The following is a 22,511-nucleotide window of genomic DNA, read 5'->3' on the forward strand; positions in this document are numbered from 1 at the left end:
TCCCACTCCACTCGCGACAACCCGCGAGCCCTGCGGTCCGCCCGAATACTCGTCGCGACGCCATCGGTGATCACCGCCTGCGCCGCGCACCCCACCGACTTCAACGTCTCGATCGCATCGAGCCACTCGATCCCCGAGCCCGCATCCCCACCGGCCTCGACACACCGCAGCCGCGCAGTGAACACACGCAACTCCTCCAAATCCGGTGCCATCAATTCCCCCACAACCAACCTCCCCCAAGGCTATTCGAAACTTTGTTCGATTCTAACAGCCGAACTGCACCGCGGCAATGGCCGACAGAATCAAAGCCCCAACGCCTCCGCCGCTGCGTGCGCGATGGTGTCGTCGACGGCGTCGTAGCCGCCGGTTCCACCGCCGGGGCCGCCGCTGTCGGTGACGGTGCGTCGGGCGGAGAGGTGCACGGCGTCGACCCCGGTGCCCGCGACGGCGGCGATGTCCTCGACGCGGATCCCGCCACCTGCCATCACCTGAATTCGCCCGTGCGCGTAAGTGACCATTTCCGTCAGCGCCTCGAGTCCGTCGATGCAGCGCGGCGCTCCTCCGGAGGTGAGGACCCGGGTGATGCCGGAGTCGACGAGTGCGTCGAGTGCGGTGGCCCGGTCGTCCACGACGTCCATTGCACGATGGAAGGTCACCTCGACCGCGGACAGGTCGATACCGTCGAGCAGACACGAGAGAGCCGAACGGTCCACGCGCCTTTCGGGTGTGAGCGCACCGAGTACGACGCCGGAGGCGCCCGCCCGCAGTGCGGTCCGGACGTCCCGGGCCATCACCGCGATCTCGTCGGCGTCGTAGACGAATCCGCCGGGTCTGCAGCGGATCAGCGGGTGCACCGCGATCCCCTGGGCCGCCACGGCTTCGATCATGCCGATGCTCGGCGTCAGTCCACCGGTCGCGCCGAGTGCGGTGCACAATTCGACCCGTGACGCACCGGCACGTCGGGCGATCCCGGCACCCGCGACGTCCTGGACGGCCAGTTCGAGTACAGGTGTCATCTAGAACGACTGCCAGGACGGCTTGTGTTCCAGGGCATACCGGTAGTAGTCGGCGAGTTGCAGCTTGCCGGCGGCGGCTTCGTCGATCACGACGGTGACGTGCCGATGCAGTTGCATGACCGAAGCCGGGCAGAACGCGGAGAGCGGTCCTTCCGCGGCGGCGGCGATCGCCTCGGCCTTCCCCTTGCCGAACGCGATCATCACGAGGTGCCGGGCCTCGCCGATGGTGCCCAGGCCCTGGGTGAGGACGTGATGCGGGACGTCGTCGACGCTGTCGAAGAACCGGGCGTTGTCGAGTCGGGTCTGCTCGGTGAGGGTCTTGACGCGGGTGCGTGAGTTCAGCGAGGAACCCGGTTCGTTGAATCCGATGTGTCCGTCGGTCCCGATGCCGAGAAGCTGCACGTCGACGCCGCCCGCGTGGGCGATGGCGGCGTCGTACCGCGCTCCCTCCTCGGCGATGTCGGATGATTCCCCGTTGGGGCTGAGCACGCGCGCCGGATCGAGGTCGACGTGGTCGACGAACTCCGAACGGATCACCGAGAAGTACGACTGATCATGACTTTTCGGAAGTCCGACGTATTCGTCGAGCAGGAAGGCCCGAGAGCCCGAGAAGTCCAGCCCGGACTCACGGTGCCGTCGTGCGAGTTCCCGGTAGCTGCCGAGCGGGGACGACCCGGTCGCGAGGCCCAGCGTCGTCGGACCACGTCGCACGTACCCCTCGACGATGTCCGCGACGGTTGCGCTGACGTCCGACGGCGTCTTCCGGATTACGATTTCCATGCGAGTCCTTCCGTTTCGGCGGGCGTTCCGCCGACGAGCACGCCGCGGGGGCGCAGTTGATGATCGGTCACGACGATGTCGGCGCGTCGGCCCGGGGCCAGAGTGCCGCGTTCGGATTCCAGGCCGAGCAGCCGGGCCGGGGTCCTGGTCGCGGCGGCGACGGCGTCGGCCAGTCCGATGCCGCTGTCGAAGACGGTGGTACGCACCACGTCCAGCAGTCGTGCGGTGCCGCCGGCGATGGCGCCCTCCGACCCGTCGGTGGTCGCGAGCCGGGCGACACCCTGCGAGACGCGCACATCGAGTGGGCCGAGTTGGTAGTCACCGTCCGAGACACCGGCGGCCGCCATGGCGTCACTGACGAGGACGATCTGTTCGGGTCCGACGGTGTCGAACACCATCGACACCGTCTCCGGTGCGAGATGCACTCCGTCCGCGATCAATTCGACGACGATGTCGCCGCGACCGGCAGCGGCCAGGAATGCTGCCACCGGTCCCGGTGCCCGATGGTGCAGTGGCGGCATCGCATTGAACAGGTGGGTGGCGGTGAGGGGGTGACCGGCAGCGTCGGCGATCCGGGCGGACGTGGTCGCCGCGTCGGTGTCGGTGTGCCCGAGACTCGGCAGCACGCCCCGCCGGTGCATCGCCGCGAGGAGTTCCCCGAAGTACGCGGTCTCCGGTGCGAGGGTCATCGACCGGACGGTCCCGCGCGCGGCGTCGCAGATCCTCTCGAACAGGTCGGGATCGCCGGGCACCACGGAGGCGGGATCCTGCGCACCGCAACGAGCACCGGAAAGGAACGGACCCTCCAGGTGGATTCCGAGGAGTTCCCCGCGTTCCACGAGATCGGCGAGAATCCCGGCCTGCCGGAGCAGGTCCGGCTCCCCCGCGGAAACCAGGCTGCCGAGCAGTCCGGTGGTGCCGTGCGCGCGGTGGTGATTCGCCGCCCGCCGCGCCCCGTCGGCGTCGGCGTTCGGAAATCCCGCGCCGGCGCCGCCGTGGCAGTGCAGATCGATCAGCCCGGGCAGCAGAATCGAGGTACTGGGTTCCGGCAGCGGCGCCTGCCCGCGGTACTGCGACGCCGATCCGACCCAGGAGATGAGGTCGCCGTCGGTGACTACCACGCCGTCGGCGATGACGCCGCCCTCCACGACGGCCCTGCCTCGCAGGATCATCGAGCTGCTCCGGAGCCGATCAAGGTGACCGCCGCTCGCGCGGCCTGCGGTGAGTGAGCACCGCGAGCAGCGACCGCCATCTCCCGGCACCGGTCGAGGTCGGTGGCCGCCAGACTCGCACGCACGGCGCCCAGCGAGGGTGCCACCATGGACAGGCTCGTGACGCCCAGCCCGATCAGTACCGGTGCGAGTGCGGGATCGGACGCCGCTTCACCGCAGACACCGACGGGTTTACCTGCCTCCGCTCCTGCAGCGCCGACGAGGCCGATGAGGTCCAGGACCGCGGGCTGCCACGGGTCGAGCAGCGTAGCGAGACTGCCCGCCATCCGGTCCACGGCGCAGGTGTACTGGCTCAGATCGTTGGTCCCGATACTGACGAAGTCGAGATGCATGAGCAGGTCGCGGGCGCGTAGTGCCGCCGACGGGATCTCGATCATCGCCCCGACCGTGGCGATTCCGCGGGATCGGGCGAGCGCGGCGAAATCCTCCGCCTCTTCGGCGGTGGCGACCATCGGCGCCATCACCCACAGGTCCGCGCCGGTGGCGGACGCGGCGGCGGCGAGTGCCTCCAGTTGGGTGGCGAGGACATCCGGGTAGACGGAGGCTACCCGCAGCCCCCGCACGCCGAGTGCCGGGTTCTCCTCCGCACCGAGGTCGAGGAACGGCAAGGGTTTGTCGGAACCGGAGTCGAGGGTGCGCACCACCACCTTGCGTCCTGCGAACTGCTCGAACACCGAGGTGTAGGTGGCGATCTGCTCGTCGAGCATGGGCGCATCCTTCCTGCCGAGGTACAGGAATTCGGTGCGGAACAGCCCGACGCCCTCCGAATCCGCGGTCGCGACTCGCACGGCGTCGTCGACGGTGCCGATGTTGACGAGCAGGCCGACGGGTGCGCCGTCTCGGGTGGTGCCCGGTCCACTCGTCGCGGCGACTCGCGCGCGCGCCTCCGCGATCTGCTCGGCCACCTCTGCCTGACGAAGGTCGCTGGGGTCGACGACGATCTCGCCGGTCGTCCCGTCGAGCAGCAGCGGCCTTCCCTCGGCCAAGCGGTCGAGGTCGGCGCAGTTCACGATCGCGGGCAGGCCGAGCGATTTCGCCAGGATCGCAGTGTGACTCGTCGGCCCGCCCTCCGCGGTGAGCAGGCCCACCACGTCACTGCCGCCGAGCATCGCGGTGTCCGCGGGCGACAGGTCCCGGGCGACGAGAACGAACGGGTACCCGGGTTCGGGGATGCCAGGCATGGGCACGCCCAGCAGCACCGCGACCGTGCGATGCCCGAGGTCGCGCAGGTCGGCGACGCGCTCGGCCAGATAGCCACCGAGGGCCTCGAGCTTGGCGCAGTAGCCGTCGAACGCGGCGCGCACGGCGTGTGCCGTCGGCATGCCGCCGAGAAGGTTCGCCTCGGCGGCGGACACGATTCCCGGGTCGCGTGCCATGGCCGCCGAGACGAGCAGGATCTCGGACGCGACACCGTCGACCTGCGCGGCGCGTGCCTCGAGGTCGGCGGCCACGGTCGCGAGTGCGTCTCGCACACGGGCTATCTCGGCGGTCACCGATTCGCCGACAGGGTCTTCGGCCGACGTCTCGACCGGGGTCCCGAACGCGAGCCAGGGCGCGCAGACCAGTCCCGGACTCACCCCGAGCCCGTGCACGACCTCTTCCGTCGCCGTCGACATCAGGCGGCGTCGAGGTCGGAGGCGAGCAGGTCGGCGAGGCGGTCGAGGGCCTCCTCGCTGCCTTCTCCCTCGGCGGTGATCGTCACCTCGGTGCCGAATTCGGCGCCGAGGGTCATCACGGCGAGCATGCTGCCGGCGTCCACCGGCGCCGACCCGCCCACCGCGATCTGCACGGCTACCGGTACGGCCGCGGCGGCCTGGGTGAACTTCGCGGCGGGGCGGGCGTGCAGTCCGACCGTCGAACCGATGACGACTGTGCGTGTAGCCATGCTCACTGACCTGCCTTTTCCGTGTCGGCGTTCGTTTCCGCGTCGTCCTCCCGGCCGGGAGTGCGCAGGTTCCACTTCTTGATGACGAAGCTGAAGAGGACGTAATAGACGACGGCGTACCCGAGCCCGATGGGGATCAGCATCCACGCGTTGGTGGCCTTGCCGAAGTTGAGCACGTAGTCGAAGAAGCCTGCCGAGAACGTGAATCCGTCGTGGATGCCGAGCGCGTTGACGAGCGCCATCGAGGTGCCGGTGAGGAACGCGTGGATCAGGTACAGCGGCCAGGCCACGAACATGAACGCGAACTCGAGGGGCTCGGTGATGCCGGTGAGGAACGCCGTCAGCGCGGTGGAGAGCATGATGCCGCCCACGACCTTCTTCTGCGAGGGCCGGGCATTGCGCCAGATCGCCAGTGCTGCAGCGGGAAGGGCGAACATCATGATCGGGAAGAAGCCGGTCATGAAGATGCCGGCGCTCGGGTCGCCGGCGAAGAACCGGTTGAGGTCGCCGCGGACGAGTTCTCCGCTCGCGTTCTGGTAGTCGCCGACGAGGAACCACACGGTGGAGTTCAGGATGTGATGGAGGCCGGTCGGGATGAGCAGGCGGTTGGCCATGCCGTAGACGCCGCCACCGATCACCGAGTTCTCGGCGACGGTCTCACCCACCCACGTGAGGGCGGAGTTGAACGCCGGGTACAGGAACGCCATCAGGACGCTGACGACGAGACCCGTGAGGGCGGTGAGAATGGGAACGAGCCTGCGCCCGTTGAAGAATCCGAGGTAGTCGGGCAGTTTGGTGCGGTAGAACCGCTGCCAGAGGATGGCCGAGAGCAGACCCATCACGATGCCCGCGAGCACACCGTAGTTGATCAGCGCCTGATCACCGTTCGGATCGGTCTTTCCTTCGAGGACGACCGGCGACATGGCCTCGAACACGCCGTTGATGACCATGTACCCGACCACTGCGGCGAGGGCGGTCGAACCGTCCGCCTTCTTGGCCCATCCGATGGCGATACCCACCGCGAAGATGAGGGGCAGCCAGGTGAACACCGCCTGGCCGGCTGCGGAGATGACGGACGCGGCGGTGTGCATCGAGTCGAATCGGCCGAGGAGGTCGTCCTGGCCGAGTCGCAGCAAGATGCCGGCCGCGGGGAGTACCGCGATCGGCAGCATCAGGCTGCGCCCGAGGCGCTGTAACCCGGCAAACACCGCTGATTCCTTTTTCGGGCTGTCTACGACAGTCATATCGGCCTTCTCTGTGCGCGTCGGTCGCCGAATCGGCGTCTGGTGAGTCCCGAAACCGGTGGCGGCGAGCGCGTCGTGTGGCTTCGGGAAAACTATTGTGGACCAGCACCCCCAACGGGTACTGTCCGGTCATAACCAGTTGCTAGTTTGACCAGGTGAGCACAGGATGTCAACAGTCAAATGTGATCCAGTTAACTCATCCGGCCACGACCAGCTGCAGCGCGAACACGAACTACGAGGGAGAACCGATGTCCAAAGCGGACGCAATCATCAGCGGCCTCGGCGGTGCCGACAACATCGTCGAGATCGAGGCCTGCATCACCCGGCTGCGCACCGAGGTCAAGGACGGCGCCAAGGTCGACGAGGCCGCGCTCAAGGCTGCAGGCGCCCACGGCGTACTGAAGGCAGGCAGCGTCGTCCAGGTCATCGTCGGCCCCGAGGCGGACACGTTGGCCGAGGACATCGAGGACATCCTGTGAGCCTGTCCGTGCAGGCCCCACTTCCCGGGCGCGTGCTCGCCCTGGCCGAGGTGCCCGATCCCGTGTTCGCCGGTCAGATGGTCGGTTCCGGAGTCGCGATCGAACCGGCGCGCGATCGCGGCGCCCTCGACGTGCTCGCCCCGATCTCGGGCAAGATCCTCAAACTGCACCCGCACGCGTTCGTCATCCTCGGCTCGACCGGTGTCGGAGTGCTGGTTCACCTGGGGATCGACACCGTGAAACTGAAGGGCGAGGGATTCACCCTGCTGGCAGCCGAAGGCGACACGGTCGACGCCGGCGACCCTGTCGTGCGATTCGATCCGACCGAGATCGACGGCACCGGATACTCCGCCGTCTGCCCCGTCGTCGTGATGGATTCCAAGGCGGATTCGGTGTCCACCAACAGCATTGGATCCGACGTGAACACCGGCGACGCCCTGTTCGACTGGACGGCGCCGTAGAACGGAGGGCGGCCGGGCTCAGACGCTGCGCTGAGCCCGCTCCCCCTGCACTTCCATCTGCAGCTGGTAGCGATCGGACCGGTACCAGCTGCGGGTGTGCTCGACCGGAGTGGGGCCACTGAAGGACACCCGGTCGAAGTACATCACCGGGGCACCCTTCTTGATGCCGAGCAGGGTCGCGATCTCCTGGCTCGCTCCGTCGGCGCTCACGGTCTGCTCCGCCCGGTCGATCGGCATGCCGTACTTGTCGGCGGTCGCCCGGTAGATCGAGCCGGTGAGGTCGAGGTCCAGCAGGCCGGGAAGCAGTGCGGCGTTGAACCAGCCGTCGTCGACGCTCACCGGTTCACCGTCGGCCAGCCGGAGCCGCTTGACGTGATAGGCACTGGTGTCCGGCGCGATGCGGAGGGCCTTCGCGGTGGCCTCCGGCGCCGCATCCTCCTCGCTCTGGAGTACCACCGTGGTCGGCTTGTGCCCCTGCGCCCGCATCTCCTCCGTGAACGAGGCCAGATGGAGTTTCGACTGCACCGGCCGGTGCGCCACGAAGGTGCCCTTGCCACGTACCCGGACCAGGTGGCCCTCGTTGACGAGTTGACCGATCGCTTCGCGAACGGTGATGCGACTGACGCCGTAGTCCTGCATCAGTTTTCGTTCACTCGTCATCAGATCCCCGGGCTGGAGTTCCTTGGTGCACTTGTGCAGCAGGATGGCACGGAGTTGCTCGTGCTTCGGAATCACGCTGTCGCGTAGATGTACGGGCATCATTCCGGCGGCTCCAGCTCAGTCAGGGGTGGGACACATCGGATCAGTCGGTCGGACCCAAAGGTCCCGTCCGGTCCGGTCCAACCCCGAGAATACGTGATCCGGACGCTCCGGCCTACTGTGTTGCCTCGGCCAACACGTCGAGGTACCTGCGCGTCATCACCCGCTGGACGACCCGGCCCGCAGGTCCGCCGAGCCGGGTGAACCACCGGCCCGGTGTCGAGAACGCCGAGATGGTCGCGAGCACGGTGCCGTCGGGCCGCTGTTCGACGACGAAGCTCTCCTCGCCGCGCTCCGGGTGCCCCGGCAGCGTCCCGTAGGCGAATCCCTTGCGGTGTGGCTCGTCGACGACGTACACGACCCGGCAGGAAAACCGCAGCCGAACCGGACCGATACCCCAGCGGAGTTCGACCGACGTGCCCGGCGCGGCGGTCGGCGAGTCGGCCTGCACGCCGAGCCCCGCATCGCGGTGCATCCCCCAGGAACACAGGTGGGCCGCCGCGGTGTCGAATGCCTCTGCCCCGTAGCCGATCACCTTCTGCTCACTCAGGTGGTGATATCCCGCGGGGAACGGACGGTCGCGGCTCGCACCCACCTCGGGATAGGTGAACGCCGGCAGGTCTCGGGAGGTACTGATGACGGTCGATTCCTCTCGGTCCGGAGTCACGAGCAGCCGGGTAGGCACGTTACCCGGCGAACGGTCTCGAGCCCTTCAGCGGTGCCCGGCCAATGCCGGGCCACGACCTGCGGGCCCGCGCGGCGGATCACCGAACGGAGCGTGAGTCCGATGACGATCACGTCGTCGGCGTATCCGATGACGGGGACGAAATCGGGTATCACGTCGATCGGAACCGCGAGATAGACCAGCAGCAGGGCGAGCCGCACCCGCACACCCATGGGGAGTTCCGGATCGGCGGCCAGCCGACGCAGGAGCCGGAGCAGGTCCGGCAGCAGCCGGACCGTCTCCCCGATCCGGGTGTCGTCGGGTCTCGACCGCCACAGCACGAGCGCCAGCACCACCCAGACGGCCAGCAGGCTCACCGCCGAGCCGATCAGGACGGGCCATGCCGCCGCCCACACGTGCCCCGGATCCATACGCTGCGCCTACTGCTCCGACCGGACCGCGGGACGGATGTTCTGGTTCACGTGGAAGAGGTTGTCCGGATCGTACTTCGCCTTCACCTGGGCGAGCCGGTCGTAGTTGCCGAGGTACGAGGCGCGGACGCGGTCCTCCCCTTCGGACATCATGAAGTTGACGTACGCCCCGCCGGCGGTCGTCGGATGGAGGGACTCCCAGTACCGCTTGGCCCAGTCCGTGATGACCTCGGCGTTCGCCGGATCGGGGTCCACGCCCACGATGACACCGGCCCAGCCACCGTCCCGGTACGCGAACGCCGTGGCGTCGTCGGCCACCCGAGTCGCCGCGCCGTCGATGGGGTACATGTGCATCGTCGAATGGCCGGTGGGCAGCTGACGGCCGAAGTCCAGATGGATGTCGATGGCCTCGTCGGAGATCTCACGAACGAAGTCGGCACGCCAGTACCACTGCAACCCGGCCGGGTACAGGCCGTCGAACGCCGATTGCAATGCGGTGAAGGGCATTTCACCGAGACCGACCAGGAGGGGGTTTCCGAATCCTCGGATCGGTTCGAACACCGCGTCGGCCTTGTCCGGCTCGCCGGTGTAGCACCAGACGACGCCGCACGCCTTGCGCCCCCACAGTTCCTCGGGGAACGGCGGTGCCGGCGGAATGGTCAGCAGCCCGATCCACCCATTGAGTTCCTCGGGTAGCGACGGCAGGAGTTCGCGGTACCACCGCATCACGTCGGGGGTGTCTTCCAGGTCGTACAGCACCGGACCTCCGACGACGGTGCCGTGGTCGCCGATGTCGTGACACGCGAACTGGAACGAGGTGACCACGCCGAAGTTTCCGCCGCCACCCCGCAGCGCCCAGAACAGGTCCGGGTGCGATCGTTCGCTCGCCGTGACCAGCGTGCCGTCTGCGAGGACGACGTCGGCGCCGAGCAGGTTGTCGACAGTGAGCCCGAAACGACGCGTCAGATAGCCGATGCCGCCGCCGAGCGTGAGCCCACCGACCCCGGTCGAGGCGATGAACCCGGACGGGGTCGCCATGCCGAACGGCACCGTCGCGTGGTCGACGTCGCTCCAGGTGCATCCGCCGTCCACCCGGACGGTGTGGTCGGCGGGCGAGACCGTGGTGCCCCGCATCCCCGACAGATCGATCACGAGGGCGTCGTCCCACACTCCGAGACCTCCCGCGTTGTGCCCTCCTCCGCGAACCGCGATCTCGACGTGCTGGTCGCGGGCGAACCGCACGCAGGCGACCACGTCCGCGGCATTGGCGCAGCGGGCGATCGCCGCGGGCCGGCGGTCGATCATCGCGTTGTACACGGCACGCGCGTCGTCGTAGCCGGGGTCGCCGGGGGTGATCAGCTCTCCGCGCAGTGCGGCCGCCAGTTCCCCGTAGGGCGGGTTCGTCGTCGGTGTCGAGTTCGTGGTGGTGGTACTCATGACCTTCTCCTCGGATGGGCGGCCTGACCTGGTACTTCACACCGTAGGAATCCGGCGTTCGCGCACCGTTCGCGGCGACGGTCCACCCGCGAACGGTCCGGCATCCGCACGCAGACGCAGAACCTGCGGCAACCACCCGCGGTCGTCGTGTTGCTCGGCGGCGATCAGGGCGGCATCGAGCGTCGCGCGCGCCGCGTCCACGTCCCCGACGTCGATCTGCACCTCCGCCAGGAGCGAGAGCCAGTAGGGCATGCGCGCGAACGCCCGCTGCCGCCGCAACTCGGCGAGTCCCTCGCGGATCTTCGCGATTCCCCGTTCGCCGCCGAGAAGCCGGCCTTCGAGGATCTGCGACCACTGGCTGTAGTACGCGAAGTGATAGCGCTCGCACAGCTCCCGCAACTCGGTGACCGAGGCCAGCAACGCGACGTCGTCACCGCGCAGCTGGTGCAGCACCGACGCGTATCCCAACGCGACCGCGAGACTGTAGGGATGACCGCAGGTCCGGCCCAGCGCGAGGGCCTCCGCACACGACTGCGCGGCCGCCTCTTCGTCGCCGATCATCCAGTACGCGTGCGACTCCCACGCGTGCGCATGCACCTCGAGCCGGGTACCGAGAATGAAGGAGTAGTCGTCGGAGAACGCACCCCGTGCGAGATCGAAATGTTCGATCGCCTCCGCCGGGCGGCCTAGGCCCAGGGCAGCCCCCGCCACGGAGAACTGCGCCTGTCCCTCGAACGCGGGATCGGCCGCGGACAGTTCGAGGGCACGCAGGCCGATCCGGTGGGCCCGCGCGGTGTGCCCCTGCACGAAGTGCACCGCAAACAATCCGATCAGAGCCGCGAGTACCACCGTCGGCCGGCGCAGGTGCTGCCCCAACTCGGCGGTGCGGTCCAATGTCTGCTCGAGCTCGGCCGAGGAGTACCCGTACAGAGTGGTCAGCGGCGCCGACATGCCCTGCCGCACCTCCACTTCGCAGGCATCACGGTTGCGACCGGCAGGCATCGCCTCGAGGAGGTCCAGGCAGAGCCGGAAGTGTCGCACGGCCTCGGCGTTCGCGAACACGCCGGCCGCCACCTCTGCTGCCCGCTGCTGATAGTGGAGGGCGCGGTCGGGACGCCCGCCGCGCCGATACTGCTCGGCGAGTTGCGCTGCCACGTCGTCGGTGCGGCCGGTGTGGAGAAGTTCGAGGCCCTGCGCCAAGCGGCGATGCAGGAGCCACCGTCGCGGCGGGCCGACCGAGCGGTACGCGGCCTCCCGGACCAGGTCGTGCACGAAATCGTAGCCGGTGCCCTCCGGCCGGACGATTCTCCGCCGCCACAGTTCGTCCACCGCCTGCACGAGAGGATCGGTGTCCAGATCGCTCGCCTCACTGAGCAGGTCCAGGTCGAAATCCGTGCCGAGCGCCGCGGCCAGGCCGGCGACGTCCCGGGCCGGTTCCGAGCACTGTTCCAGCCGCCGCTGCAGCACCTCGCCGAGGTCGCCGGCGTCCCCGCCGGGCGCGCTCGCGTCCGAGCCCGGCACCATCCGGGCGGCCTCGACGACGTACAGCGGGTAGCCCCCGGTCGCGGCGTACAGAACCGCCTCCTCCGACGGGTCCAGCGTCCGGCCACCCAGCGACCGTGCCAGTTCCGCCGTCCCATCCGGGGTCAACGGATCCACCTCGAGGTCCGTGACCAGTCGCGCCGATCTGAGAGCTCGAAGTGCCTCCCGCACGTCGCGGCGGGACTGCACCTCATCCGTGCGGGCGGTCGCCGCCACCAGTACCCGCATGCGCGTATCGAGGGAGAGCAGGAAGGCCAGCCACGCGGTCGTCTCCGCGTCGCACCATTGCAGATCGTCGAGGACGAGCAGCACGGGCCGGCCGGACGACAGCACCGCACGCGCCGTTCCTTCGAAGAAGCGGTGCCGCTGCCAGGCGTCGACCATCGCCCGGGACGTCGCCGGCCGCGGCCAGGACTCGGCGCTCGGCACCAACCGTTCGACCTCGGCCCGCCACAACGGGTTCAGGGACGCGATCGCGGATTGCAGGTCCGGGCTTCGGAGCCATTCCGCGACGGGCGCCAGCGGGACGCGACCCGGCAGTCCGAAACAGCGCGCGCTTGCGACGACCGCGCCGTCGGCCCGGGCGATCTCCGCGAGTTCCGTGGTCAGCCGGGTCTTACCGACCCCGGCGTCCCCCGAGACGAGAAGCAGTCCCTGCCTGCCGTCCAGGGCCTGCTGCCACTGCCGATGCACCTCCCCGCGTTCCTGCTCGCGCCCGATCAGAGTGGGCACCGCGGTCCGGGCGCGTTCGGGCCGGTGGGCTCCGTCCGACCCAGGCTTCGGATGCTCTCCCAACAGGTTGTCGAACAGCCTCGCGGTCGCGGGGCTCGGCGCCACCCCGAGTTCGGTCTCGAGCACCGCCGCACACCGGTGGTAGGTGGTCATCGCCGCTGCCCGGTCGCCCGACGCCGCCTGCAGTTCCATGAGCGTCCGGTAGCCGACCTCCGCCAGCGGGTCGAGCTGGATGCGTCGGCGAGCGCACGAAGTCGCCGTGTCGACATCTCCCGACTCCCACAACACCCGCACCGTCGCCCCGCAGAGTTCGACGCACTGCCGGCGCAGCACTTCGCGGTGGTCGAGGACCCAGTCCTCGTACGTTCCGGGCATCAGGTCACCGCGGTACACGTCGATCGCACGGTCCGCGTGATCGAGAAATGCTCGGGGGTCGGAATCGGCGAGCGCCGCGAGGGCCGCCGACCGCTCGTTCCGGAACGTGTCGACGTCCACCCTGCACGACGGCGAACCGGTCCACGTGAGCGTCGGCCCCTCCGCCGCGAGCGCACCGTCCGCCCCCAGCAGACCACGGAGATTGTGCAGCTCACGCCGCAGGTTGGTGCGGGCCTGCTGCTCGCTCGACTCGGGCCAGAACAGTCCCGCGAGACGCGTCCGGGACTGCGCGAGACCGGCGTGCAGCACGAGATAGGCGAGCAACGCGATCGCCCGTGACGAGATGGGGCCGATCCGGGAATCCGCCGGGTCCGACACACGCTGTTCGCCGAGCAGGTAGACCGTCAACATGACTGACCAGCTCCCGGTCGCGGGACGAGGTGAGCGCCCGCTCCCTCATCATCGCACGGTCAGCGGAAGTGCTGGTAGAGCGCTTTCAGCTCCCGGATCGCGGCATCCACCGCACGCTCGTCCGCACTGACCGACCGGATCGCCTTCCGCAGCAGCAGGGGGTCGAGGTCGTCGATCGCCGCCCGATAGTCGGCGTCGGGCAGAGCGGGCAATTGCGCCTCGTCACCGAACCAGTCGTCGACGTCCGCCTCGGACGATTCCCCGCCGACACCCTCGATCAGCGTGTTCAGATCGACGCCGCGCAGCGTCAGGATCTCGAGCGGGTTCTCGTCGATGCGTTCGGTGGTCAGGTACGCGACCGCCGCCGCATGCTTGCAGGGCCAGCCGTCGTCCGGGCAGGTGCAGTCGTAGTTCAGCGCGGACGCCCCGGCGGGCAGCAGCAGCGGGCCGAGAATCTCCGGCACTCCCCCGCCCGCCAGCATCGCGAGGCTGCCGGGTTGTCGCCGCACGAGGGCGACGAGTTCGGCGACCTCCGTCTCGTCGAGGCGATCGATCGACACCGTCGCGACGAACGGCTGGAGCTGACTGCCCTGGACCTCGCCCGTCACCATCCCGCCGGCGATCTCGAGCGAGATCACCTGACCACTGCGCGCGTAGCTCCGCCCGCGGCTCATCCTGCCCTTGTCGGCGACGAACTCGATGATGTCGACGAATTCGCGGCCCCACCACGTGCGCCCGAACGATCCCCGCTGGGATCGCGCCTCCAGCCCGCCCGTCACCGGTCGTCGCCGGCCGTACTGACCGAAGTACGGCCCCGGTCGCCGATTGGTCATTCGCCCACCGCCTCGTCGCCGAGCCGCAGCAGTTCGCCCAGCTGTTCGGTGCTCATCTCCGTCACCCAGTTCTCGCCCGTTCCGACGGCGAGGTCGGCGAGCTCCTGTTTGGTGGCGATCATCGCGTCGATCCGCTCCTCCAGGGTGCCGACGCACACGAGTTTGCGCACCTGCACGTCACGCCGCTGACCGATCCGGAAGGCGCGGTCCGTCGCCTGGTTCTCGACCGCCGGGTTCCACCACCGATCGAGGTGGACGACGTGATTGGCCGCGGTGAGGTTGAGCCCCGTTCCGCCGGCCTTCAGCGAGAGCATCATGATCGGCGGCCCGTCGTCACCCTGGAACGAGGCCACCATGTCGTCGCGCTTCTGCTTGGAGACACCCCCGTGCAGAAACGGCACGGAAGTACCGAAACGCTCCGCGAGGTACGGGGTGACGAGGTCGCCGAATTCACGGAACTGGGTGAACAGCAACGCTTTCTCGCCGTCCGCGACCACCGAATCCAGGATGTCCTCGACGAGGCCCATCTTCCCGGAGCGGTGCTGCCCGCGCCGCATCACCGCCGAGCCGTCCCGCAGGAAATGCGCCGGATGATTGCACACCTGCTTGAGTTTCGTCAGTGCCGCGAGGACGGCGCCCTTGCGCTTCATCCCCTTCTTGTCCTTGATCTGTGCCATCATGTCGTCGACCACCGCCCGGTACAGCGCTGCCTGCTCCGCCGTGAGGTTGGCGCGGACCGTCATCTCGAACTTGTCCGGGAGGTCGGCGATGACGGTGGGATCGGTCTTGACGCGGCGCAGCACGAACGGGGAGGAGACGGCACGGAGCCGGGCCACCGCCGTCTCGTCCTGCTCCCGCTCGATCGGCACCACGAAACGCTTGCGGAACATCGCTTCCGAGCCCAGAATGCCCGAGTTCGCGAAATCGAGGATCGAGCGCAACTCGTCGAGACGGTTCTCGACCGGGGTCCCCGTCAGCGCGACCCGGTGCGCCGCCGGAATGCTGCGGGCGGCTCGCGCCTGCCCGGTCTTCGCGTTCTTGATGTGCTGCGCCTCGTCCAGCACTACCCGCCGCCAGTCCTGCTCCTTCAGTTCCGCGACGTCGCGGGCGAGCAGTGCGTACGTGGTGATCACCAGATCGCTCTGCTGGACAGCAGAGGTCAAGTCGTCACCGCTCAACCGTTGCGGACCGTGGTGGACGAGCACCCGCAGAGTGGGAACGAAACGGGCCGCCTCGCGCTGCCAGTTGCCGACCACGGACATCGGACACACGAGCAGTGTGGGTGTGGCGGCGTTCTCGTGCGCCAGCAGTGCGAGCAACTGCAGTGTCTTGCCGAGACCCATGTCGTCGGCCAGGACCGCGCCGAGGCCGAGCCGGCTCATGAACACGAGCCAGTCCAGACCCCGCTTCTGGTAGGGCCGCAGCGTGGCGTCCAACCCCGCCGGCGTCGGCACGTCCTCCGGCTTCGTGTCGCCGTCGAGCAACGCGGCCGCCCAGCCCGTCGCGGTGACCTCCTCGACAGGAAGATCCGACAGATCGTCCGCGATCAGGTCTTTCAGTAGATCCACGATCGCCCGGTCGCCGCTGCCGTGCCGCTCCGCCACGTACCGGGCGGCGCGGGAGAGCACCTCCTGATCCGCCCGCACCCACTCGCCGCGCAGCCGCACGAGGTCGCTCTTGGAATTGATCAGTCGATTCATCTCCGCGGCGGTGAGAACCGTGTCGCCGAGTGCCAGTTCCCAGTTGTACTGCACCAACTGGTCTTTGCCGACGGACCTGTTCTCCGCGCTCGCCGGGGTGCTCGGCGAGCTCACCCGCAGTCGCATCGACGGTGACGCCACACTCCATGCCCGCGGCAGCAGCAGGCTGATGCCCTTCTCCTTCAACGCCACCGCGCCGTGACCGACGAGGTCGATGACCACCGCGGTGGGCAACATCAGGTCGAGACTGTCGGGATCACCGGGGACGTCCTGCAGTCGCGGGTAGGCGGCGACAGCCTCGGTCAGCTTGCGCACACCGGTCTGCAGGCGGCTCGCCTCGGTGCGGTGCAGCGGAATCGGCACCGGCGCTTCACCTTCCGGACGCAAGCACACCTGCAGCCGCCACAACACGGTGTCCGGGTCCCACTCCCCCTCCACGTCCACGTCTTCCGGCTCGAGGAGGCGCAGCACCAGTTCGGGCTCGTCCACCGTGAGGCTGTCCCGCCAGCCGTCGAGGGAACCCGACAACTGGGCGGTGCCCTCCGCGAACTGTTCGCCCCGAACCAGCGCGTCGACCAGCGGGTGCTCCGCGCCGGCGCCGGAATCGTCGGGGTGCCTGCCGTCGAGGACCCGGCGAGCGACGGGGTCGGTCAGCTCGGTGACCATGTCGTCGAGCACTGCCCGCGGCGTCGTTCCGTGCCGCTGGACCGGAGGCATCGCGACCGACAGTTCCGTGAGCCACGCACGCTGACGTTCGCCGCCGAGGAGCCGCCACCGCGGCCACCAGTTGCCCTCCGCCCGGTGTACCTCGGGCACCACCCGTCCCGCACGAACCCACCGCTCGACACCCCGCGCCACGTGGGCGAGGTAGCGCAGGTCCCCCGCGATCCGCGGGTCGCGCGCTGATACCGACAGCAGGAAGTCGGTCGCGTCCGGCGGAGCGAGCGCGACCGCGGCCCACTCGAGTATCTCCGGCCCCGACGGCGTCGGCATCGGCACCTTGACGTGGTGCCGGAACTTTCGTGCCAGCACCCGCCCGACCGCATCCGTCGGCTCCGGAGGGGCCGGATTCCGGTCCTCGACCCACAGCATCAGACCCGAACCGGGTGTCCAGAGGCCGTGCAGCATCCACCCATCCAATCAGGCGCGACCGACAGCCCGAGAATTCCCTGCTCGAGACTGTAACCCTCGACCGTATTCCACCGATGAAGGAGTTGGCGGCTGTCCACGCCGGTACTCACCGGGATCGCTGCCGTACGTGATCGCAGTGATCGGAGGAAGACAAAATGGACTCGACACAAATGTTGCAGGTCCTCGTTCAACTCATCCAGGTCCTCGGACCGTTGATGGGTGGCGGCGGAGGTGGCGGAGGCACAGGCTCCCTGGGCAGCCTGTTCGGCTCCTGAGTTCCCGACGCGAAGGCCCACCGACACCCGTTCGGTGGGCCTTCTTCGTGCCCCGAGGCCGGGCGCCGTTCGTGATAGGACTGAGGGCGTGACCATGGCATACGGCTTCAGTGAATACGGCGGCCCCGAGACGCAGCAGTTCTTCGACGTCCCCACTCCGTCCCCCGGCCCCGGACAGCTGCTCGTCGCCGTCCACGCGGCCGGCGTGAATCCCGCCGACTGGAAGGTGCGGGCGGGAACGCGCAAGGACACCGTGCCCGTCACCCTGCCCGCGGTCCTCGGCCGGGAGGTCGCCGGTGTGGTCGCGGAGATCGGCCCTCGGGTGACCGACTTCGCGGTCGGCGACGCGGTGTTCGGCGCCACGGCCACCGGTTTCGGCGGGTACACCGAGCACACCCTGGTCAACACGGCGTCCGCAGCCCACAAGCCCGACACCGTCTCGTTCGCCGACGCGGCCACGCTGCCCGTCGCGGCGGGAACCGCGTACGACGCCCTGACCACCCTGGACCTGGCTCCCGGCAGTCGGTTGCTCGTCGTCGGCGCGGGCGGCGGCGTCGGCGTGGCGGCGCTGCAATTGGCCGCCGCGCGGGACGTCACGGTGATCGGGGTCGCGAGCGAGGGCAAGCGGGAGGTCGTCGAGTCCCTCGGCGCCACCTGGGTGGCGTCCGGACCCGGGCTGGCCGACCGGGTGCCCGGCCCCGTCGACGCCGTCTTCGATCTCGTCGGAGGCGACGCGCTGGCCGAGGCGGCGCGGGTGGTCGCGGATCCGGCGGCGATCGTCAGCGTCGGCGACCCGCTCGCCGCACGGGACCTCGGCGGCTCGGGAGTGGAACGCCGCCGAACGTCCGCGGTGTTCGCGCAGGTGGCCGCACTGGTGGCCGACGGGACCCTCGACCCGCGGGTGGCCCACCGGTTCCCGTTCGCGCACGCCGGCGACGCGCTCGCCGTGGTCGAGTCGGGTCACACGAGTGGCAAGGTCGTGATCGAGATCGGTTAGCGGGTCTGGCTTTCACCCGTTCCGAGGTAGATGCTGGAAAGACGTAGCTGCCGCCGGGAGAGTCGGGAGTCGGCCATGAGCATCCTCATCCAGGTTCTCGAACAGGGGTATGCGCTCACCACCCCGTGGGAGCAACGAAAGTACGCCTTCGTCGATGCCACGCACATCGTCACCATCCGACTGGACGGGCAGTCCGGTGTGTGGCTCGACGGAATGAAACACGGTGAGTCACACAGGCTTGCAGTCACCCCCACTCCCAGCGAGGCGATCTTCTTCCTCCTCCGCACCCTCGACCTGCTCGCGGAATGCAGGCAGAGCGGCGGTTCCTGGGTGATCGGTCACGACGGCATGCACCTGGCCTCGATCGCAGCGATCCGCCTCCCCTTCACCTGACGTGTCGGCGACCCGGTGCATACTCCTCGCGGTAGGGGGAAAAGTCACCGAGCGCCCGGGGGGACGCATGAGACTTCTGCACGTGACCGTGCTGCTGGCCGCGATTCTGTCGGTCTGCGGTTGCGGGGTGTCCCTGCTCGACCTCAGCGGCCCCGGTCCGGCGCCGGGCAGTCCGTCCCGAGCGCACATCGACGAGTTGCTCGGCCGGGTCGCGACAGTCGCGGCCCGACCCCACCCCGGCGGGTACGAGCGCGGCTGTTCCGGCAGGGAGTTGTGCGTCTTCGGCCCGGCGTGGACCGACGACCAGGACGCGACGCGCGGCCACGACGGGTGCGACACCCGCAACAACGTTCTCGCGATCGATCTCCGCTCGGTCGCGTTCCGCGACGGCACCCGCAACTGTGTGGTGCTCAGCGGCGTCCTCGCCGATCCGTACTCCGGTGACGTGCTCCCGTTCGACCGCGCCGACGCGAAAGCCGTTCAGATCGACCACGTCTACCCGCTGGCGGCGGCCTGGGACATGGGCGCGTCGACGTGGACTGCCGAGCGCCGTCTCCGGTTCGCCAACGACGTCACATTCAATCTGCTGGCCGTCAACGGTCCGGACAATCAGGACAAGGGCGACCAGACCCCGCAGGACTGGCTGCCGCCGAACCCGGCCTACCACTGCTTCTATGCGGGCAAGTACCTGTCGGTCGCGGTGGAGTACGGACTTCCGGTGACTCTGGCCGACCGGGAGGCGCTCGCCGAGGTGGCGGAGCGGTGTCCGTGACCGCGTCAGGAAACGGTGAAGGAACGCGTGTGCCAGCCGGTGGCCCCACCGGGAATCGGCGGCGTCCGCTCCTCGACCTGGATGTTGCCGTCCAGATCCGTGGCCCGCACCTGGAGGGTGTGCAGGCCGGACGTGGCCTGCCACTCCCACGTCCACTGCCGCCACGTGTCGACGGTGTACTCCGGGGCCAGGGTCGCGGTCTGCCACTCCCCGTTGTCGACCCGCACCTCCACCTTCTCGATTCCGCGGTGCTGCGCCCACGCGGTTCCCGCGACGAGCACGGACCCGGGCAGGGTGGGCGCGAACGGGGCAGGCACGTCGATCCGGGACGCGGTCTTGATCGGCCCCTCGGCGGACCATCCCCGCTTCGTCCAGTAGGCCTCCGCCTTGTCGAATCGCGTGAATTCCCAATCGACCACCCATTTGGTGGCCGACACGTAGCCGTAGAGACCCGGGACGACCTGCCGCACCGGGTAGCCGTGTTCGAACGGCAACGGCTGACCGTTCATCGCGACCGCGAGAATCGCGTCGCGGCCGTCCCGCAGGACCTCGACCGGGGTGCCCGCGGTGAAGTCGTCGCTGCTCGTGGACAGCAGCATGTCGGCGTCGAGATGAACCCCGACCTCGTCGAGAATGTCCTTGATCGGGTAGCCGATCCACGTCGCGTTGCCGGCGAGATTTCCGCCGACCTCGTTCGACACGCACGTCAGCGTGATCACCCGTTCGATCGGCGTTCTCGCGACCAGGGCGTCCCAGTTCAGGGTGAGCTCGCGGTCCACCATGCCGTGGATGCGCAGTTGCCAGTCGTCGGTTGTCAACCGAGGTACCCGCAGGGCTGTGTCGATCCGGTAGAACTCTTCGTTCGACGTGACGAACGGGGTGGCCCCCGGCACGCCGATGTCGGTGCCCGCGGCGATCGGTGCGGCTTTGTCGGTCGGCTCGGGGACCGCGAAGGCACGGCGGTTGTCCAGGGCTCCCGCGGCCTGCTGCCCGAGGTACCGCCCGGCGGCTCCCGCTGCCGCGGCCGCTGCGGCGGCGGCAGCCGCAAGCAGCAGAAAGGTGCGGCGCGGCAACCACGCATCCTCGGCGTCCGAATCTTCGGGCGCCTGCGCGGCGGACGTCAGCACCCGCAGAACCGCGATTCCGACGACTACCCCCACCACGGTCGGCAGGGCGTACACCCACGTGGCACTCGGCCGCTGCGTCGCGGCGTAGACCCCCACCAGACCGAGGGCCGCCAGGATCGCACTGCCGAACGGCGCGCGGGGCCGCTCGACGATTCCCGCCACCGCGGCGAGGAGCACGATCAGGATCGTCATGCCCACGAACAGAGCGGGTTTGTCGTTGGTACCGAACGTGTCGATCGCGAACTCGCGGGCAAAGGCAGGACTGCGGTCCACCGTCGTCGATCCGACCGCGTAGAACGGCGACGAGTTCGGGTCGATCAGTACCGAGAGCAGTTCGCCCACCCCGAGCACGACCCCCGCGGCGATCACTCCCGCGAGCGCGCGGGAGAACAGGTGCCGCCGTCTTCGCGGTGTCCGCGCCGCCTCGTGCCGGTCACCGATCGTTGTCGTCATCGCAGCCCTGCTCCTTTGCTGTCGTCACCGTATATTCGGAGCCGAGAACAGGCACGGATGGGAGCCCACCACTAGTATTTACCGGATGAACCAGCTCGACAAAGACACCGTTCTCTGCATCTCGCTTTCCGGCCGACCGAGCAACATCGGCACCCGATTTCACAACTATCTGTACAGCGAGCTGGGCCTCAACTACGTCTACAAAGCGTTCACCACCACCGACCTCCAGGCCGCGGTCGGCGGCATCCGCGCGCTCGGGATTCGCGGCGCCGGCGTGTCGATGCCGTTCAAGGAACAGATCATCGAGTACGTCGACGTGATGCACGAATCGGCGTCGGTCATCGAATCCGTCAACACCGTGGTCAACGAGAACGGCGTGCTGCACGCGTACAACACCGATTACCAGGCCATCGCGAACCTACTGCGCGACAACGCATTACCGCACTCGCTCTCCGTAGCCGTGGCGGGAAGCGGAGGCATGGCCAAAGCAGTGGTCGCCGCCGTACGCGACTACGGCTTCACCGACGTCACCGTGGTCGCGCGCAACGAGAAGACGGGCAGCGCGATCGCGAATCAGTACGGATTCGGTTGGCAATCCGAGCTCGGCGAGGCGCGGCCGGGCCTGCTGATCAACGCCACTCCCGTCGGCATGGCGGGCGGCCCCGAGGCCGAAGACCTGGCCTTCGCACTCGACGCGATCGACGCGGCGGAGGCCGTGTTCGACGTGGTCGCGATGCCCGCCGCCACACCGCTGATCCGCGCTGCCGCCGAACGCCGGAAGACGGTCATCACCGGCGCCGAGGTGATCGCACTGCAGGCAGCCGAGCAGTTCGTCCTCTACACCGGCGTGCGCCCGTCACCCGAAGAGATCCGCAAGGCCTCCGAGTATTCACGGTCGTGAGGTGAGCACTGCCGAGACACCCCCGCAGCGGCTCGCACGTAATTTCAGCGAGCTGCTGCAGGAACTCCGTGTCGCGCAGGCCGGCGTGCAGATTCTGTTCGCCTTCCTCCTCGCGGTCGCCTTCACCGAGGCGTACGAGGAACAGCCGTTCGGCCTGCGCATGCTCCACCTCGTCACGGTACTTCTGGCAACGGTGTCCTCGGCGCTCCTCATCGCCCCGGCGGTCTGGCATCGCGTGCTGTTCCGCCAAGGCCGCCGGACGGACATCCTCCGCAAGGCCAACCTGTTCGCGCTGTGGGGGTCGGATTCCTCGCCGCGGCCATGACCGGCACCGTCGTCCTGATTGCCGAAGTGGCAGTGGGCGGTTGGGGTGCGATCGCGATCGGCGTCGCCGCCGCGCTGATGTTCGCCGGACTGTGGTTCGTGTTTCCGCGGCTCTTCGCCCGCGGGCCCGAAGACGAGAACTAGCACCCGAGCGTCC

General features: G+C 68.8%; 20 protein-coding genes and 2 pseudogenes. 7 read left to right on the forward strand and 15 right to left on the reverse strand.

The features are described 5' to 3' along the window. The 7 genes and pseudogenes from RJ1_RS34865 to RJ1_RS34895 form a co-directional block, all read right to left on the reverse strand. Positions 1-224 (reverse strand): annotated as a pseudogene (locus RJ1_RS34865) (HNH endonuclease); the annotation flags it as partial. A gap of 78 nt (positions 225-302) precedes the next feature. Further along, on the reverse strand, positions 303-1,016 hold the full coding sequence (locus RJ1_RS34870; protein WP_073367038.1) for a copper homeostasis protein CutC: 714 nt from the start codon (positions 1,014-1,016) through the stop codon (positions 303-305). Beyond that, positions 1,017-1,796 carry a glucosamine-6-phosphate deaminase gene (gene nagB / locus RJ1_RS34875; protein ID WP_073367041.1) on the reverse strand — a complete coding sequence of 260 codons (780 nt, stop codon included), beginning with the start codon at positions 1,794-1,796 and terminating at the stop codon, positions 1,017-1,019. Continuing rightward, positions 1,784-2,968 carry an N-acetylglucosamine-6-phosphate deacetylase gene (locus RJ1_RS34880; RefSeq protein ID WP_073367044.1) on the reverse strand — a complete coding sequence of 395 codons (1,185 nt, stop codon included), beginning with the start codon at positions 2,966-2,968 and terminating at the stop codon, positions 1,784-1,786. Before RJ1_RS34880 ends, nagB begins: the two co-directional genes overlap by 13 nt. Then, positions 2,965-4,644, reverse strand: a complete 1,680-nt coding sequence (gene ptsP, locus RJ1_RS34885) for a phosphoenolpyruvate--protein phosphotransferase (protein ID WP_073367047.1) — start codon at positions 4,642-4,644, stop codon at positions 2,965-2,967. Before ptsP ends, RJ1_RS34880 begins: the two co-directional genes overlap by 4 nt. After that, positions 4,644-4,919 carry an HPr family phosphocarrier protein gene (locus tag RJ1_RS34890; protein WP_083400466.1) on the reverse strand — a complete coding sequence of 92 codons (276 nt, stop codon included), beginning with the start codon at positions 4,917-4,919 and terminating at the stop codon, positions 4,644-4,646. The genes ptsP and RJ1_RS34890 overlap by 1 nt, the downstream gene beginning before the upstream one ends. Next, positions 4,916-6,157, reverse strand: a complete 1,242-nt coding sequence (locus tag RJ1_RS34895; RefSeq protein WP_073367052.1) for a PTS transporter subunit EIIC — start codon at positions 6,155-6,157, stop codon at positions 4,916-4,918. Before RJ1_RS34895 ends, RJ1_RS34890 begins: the two co-directional genes overlap by 4 nt. 182 nt (positions 6,158-6,339) lie before the next feature. Here RJ1_RS34895 and RJ1_RS34900 point away from each other — a divergent pair, with 182 nt between their 5' ends. Both RJ1_RS34900 and RJ1_RS34905 read left to right on the forward strand, forming a co-directional pair. Further along, the gene (locus RJ1_RS34900; RefSeq protein ID WP_275887639.1) at positions 6,340-6,636 is read left to right on the forward strand and encodes a PTS sugar transporter subunit IIB; all 297 of its coding nucleotides are present in this window, start codon (positions 6,340-6,342) and stop codon (positions 6,634-6,636) included. After that, positions 6,633-7,097, forward strand: coding sequence for a PTS sugar transporter subunit IIA (locus tag RJ1_RS34905; protein WP_073367058.1), 465 nt, complete (start codon positions 6,633-6,635; stop codon positions 7,095-7,097). The genes RJ1_RS34900 and RJ1_RS34905 overlap by 4 nt, the downstream gene beginning before the upstream one ends. A gap of 18 nt (positions 7,098-7,115) precedes the next feature. Here RJ1_RS34905 and RJ1_RS34910 read toward each other — a convergent pair whose 3' ends face one another. The 7 genes from RJ1_RS34910 to RJ1_RS34940 form a co-directional block, all read right to left on the reverse strand. Then, positions 7,116-7,859, reverse strand: coding sequence for a GntR family transcriptional regulator (locus RJ1_RS34910; RefSeq protein ID WP_005265200.1), 744 nt, complete (start codon positions 7,857-7,859; stop codon positions 7,116-7,118). 112 nt (positions 7,860-7,971) lie between these two features. Beyond that, entirely contained in the window at positions 7,972-8,523 is a 552-nt protein-coding gene (locus RJ1_RS34915) for a DUF1990 domain-containing protein (RefSeq protein ID WP_240319746.1), read from the reverse strand. Continuing rightward, a complete protein-coding gene (locus tag RJ1_RS34920; protein ID WP_073367061.1) occupies positions 8,520-8,951 on the reverse strand; it encodes a YkvA family protein in 432 nt (143 codons plus the stop codon). Before RJ1_RS34920 ends, RJ1_RS34915 begins: the two co-directional genes overlap by 4 nt. Before the next feature lie 9 nt (positions 8,952-8,960). After that, complete coding sequence (locus RJ1_RS34925) at positions 8,961-10,388, reverse strand: FAD-binding oxidoreductase (protein WP_073367064.1); 1,428 nt, start codon at positions 10,386-10,388, stop codon at positions 8,961-8,963. 36 nt (positions 10,389-10,424) lie between these two features. After that, positions 10,425-13,448 carry an ATP-binding protein gene (locus RJ1_RS34930; protein ID WP_073367066.1) on the reverse strand — a complete coding sequence of 1,008 codons (3,024 nt, stop codon included), beginning with the start codon at positions 13,446-13,448 and terminating at the stop codon, positions 10,425-10,427. A gap of 59 nt (positions 13,449-13,507) precedes the next feature. Then, positions 13,508-14,281, reverse strand: a complete 774-nt coding sequence (locus tag RJ1_RS34935; protein WP_073367069.1) for an SWIM zinc finger family protein — start codon at positions 14,279-14,281, stop codon at positions 13,508-13,510. Beyond that, positions 14,278-17,109: a DEAD/DEAH box helicase gene (locus tag RJ1_RS34940; protein ID WP_073367072.1), complete on the reverse strand. Its 2,832-nt coding sequence runs from the start codon at positions 17,107-17,109 to the stop codon at positions 14,278-14,280. The genes RJ1_RS34935 and RJ1_RS34940 overlap by 4 nt, the downstream gene beginning before the upstream one ends. A gap of 372 nt (positions 17,110-17,481) precedes the next feature. Here RJ1_RS34940 and RJ1_RS34945 point away from each other — a divergent pair, with 372 nt between their 5' ends. The 3 genes from RJ1_RS34945 (at position 17,482) to RJ1_RS34955 (ending at position 19,549) form a co-directional block, all read left to right on the forward strand. Next, positions 17,482-18,384 (forward strand): NADP-dependent oxidoreductase, encoded by a 903-nt coding sequence (locus RJ1_RS34945; protein WP_073367127.1) that lies wholly within the window; start codon positions 17,482-17,484, stop codon positions 18,382-18,384. Positions 18,385-18,459: 75 nt separating this feature from the next. Continuing rightward, positions 18,460-18,777 (forward strand): hypothetical protein, encoded by a 318-nt coding sequence (locus RJ1_RS34950; protein ID WP_073367075.1) that lies wholly within the window; start codon positions 18,460-18,462, stop codon positions 18,775-18,777. A gap of 67 nt (positions 18,778-18,844) precedes the next feature. After that, positions 18,845-19,549, forward strand: a complete 705-nt coding sequence (locus tag RJ1_RS34955) for an HNH endonuclease family protein (protein WP_073367078.1) — start codon at positions 18,845-18,847, stop codon at positions 19,547-19,549. A 5-nt stretch (positions 19,550-19,554) separates the two neighbouring features. Here the strand turns inward: RJ1_RS34955 and RJ1_RS34960 are convergent, their stop codons facing one another. After that, positions 19,555-21,129 carry a molybdopterin-dependent oxidoreductase gene (locus tag RJ1_RS34960; protein ID WP_073367081.1) on the reverse strand — a complete coding sequence of 525 codons (1,575 nt, stop codon included), beginning with the start codon at positions 21,127-21,129 and terminating at the stop codon, positions 19,555-19,557. 85 nt (positions 21,130-21,214) lie between these two features. Here RJ1_RS34960 and RJ1_RS34965 point away from each other — a divergent pair, with 85 nt between their 5' ends. Together RJ1_RS34965 and RJ1_RS34970 are read left to right on the forward strand one after the other, a co-directional pair. Further along, the gene (locus RJ1_RS34965; protein ID WP_073367083.1) at positions 21,215-22,030 is read left to right on the forward strand and encodes a shikimate 5-dehydrogenase; all 816 of its coding nucleotides are present in this window, start codon (positions 21,215-21,217) and stop codon (positions 22,028-22,030) included. A 1-nt stretch (position 22,031) separates the two neighbouring features. Further along, positions 22,032-22,498 (forward strand): annotated as a pseudogene (locus RJ1_RS34970) (DUF6328 family protein). Positions 22,499-22,511: the final 13 nt, after the last annotated feature.

This window comes from Rhodococcus jostii NBRC 16295 (assembly GCF_001894825.1).
GTDB classification, from domain to species: Bacteria; Actinomycetota; Actinomycetes; order Mycobacteriales; family Mycobacteriaceae; genus Rhodococcus_F; species Rhodococcus_F jostii.

Bases quoted from the DNA above. Each gene is read 5' to 3' on its own strand.
- RJ1_RS34910 (WP_005265200.1), bottom strand. From the start codon at position 7,859: ATGATGCCCGTACATCTACGCGACAGCGTGATTCCGAAGCACGAGCAA.
- RJ1_RS34950 (WP_073367075.1), top strand. From the start codon at position 18,460: ATGAGCATCCTCATCCAGGTTCTCGAACAGGGGTATGCGCTCACCACC.
- RJ1_RS34880 (WP_073367044.1), bottom strand. From the start codon at position 2,968: ATGATCCTGCGAGGCAGGGCCGTCGTGGAGGGCGGCGTCATCGCCGAC.
- RJ1_RS34925 (WP_073367064.1), bottom strand. From the start codon at position 10,388: ATGAGTACCACCACCACGAACTCGACACCGACGACGAACCCGCCCTAC.
- RJ1_RS34920 (WP_073367061.1), bottom strand. From the start codon at position 8,951: ATGGATCCGGGGCACGTGTGGGCGGCGGCATGGCCCGTCCTGATCGGC.
- RJ1_RS34930 (WP_073367066.1), bottom strand. From the start codon at position 13,448: ATGTTGACGGTCTACCTGCTCGGCGAACAGCGTGTGTCGGACCCGGCG.
- ptsP (WP_073367047.1), bottom strand. From the start codon at position 4,644: ATGTCGACGGCGACGGAAGAGGTCGTGCACGGGCTCGGGGTGAGTCCG.
- RJ1_RS34895 (WP_073367052.1), bottom strand. From the start codon at position 6,157: ATGACTGTCGTAGACAGCCCGAAAAAGGAATCAGCGGTGTTTGCCGGG.
- RJ1_RS34965 (WP_073367083.1), top strand. From the start codon at position 21,215: ATGAACCAGCTCGACAAAGACACCGTTCTCTGCATCTCGCTTTCCGGC.
- RJ1_RS34940 (WP_073367072.1), bottom strand. From the start codon at position 17,109: ATGCTGCACGGCCTCTGGACACCCGGTTCGGGTCTGATGCTGTGGGTC.
- RJ1_RS34935 (WP_073367069.1), bottom strand. From the start codon at position 14,281: ATGACCAATCGGCGACCGGGGCCGTACTTCGGTCAGTACGGCCGGCGA.
- RJ1_RS34960 (WP_073367081.1), bottom strand. From the start codon at position 21,129: ATGACGACAACGATCGGTGACCGGCACGAGGCGGCGCGGACACCGCGA.
- RJ1_RS34870 (WP_073367038.1), bottom strand. From the start codon at position 1,016: ATGACACCTGTACTCGAACTGGCCGTCCAGGACGTCGCGGGTGCCGGG.
- RJ1_RS34955 (WP_073367078.1), top strand. From the start codon at position 18,845: ATGAGACTTCTGCACGTGACCGTGCTGCTGGCCGCGATTCTGTCGGTC.
- RJ1_RS34945 (WP_073367127.1), top strand. From the start codon at position 17,482: ATGGCATACGGCTTCAGTGAATACGGCGGCCCCGAGACGCAGCAGTTC.
- nagB (WP_073367041.1), bottom strand. From the start codon at position 1,796: ATGGAAATCGTAATCCGGAAGACGCCGTCGGACGTCAGCGCAACCGTC.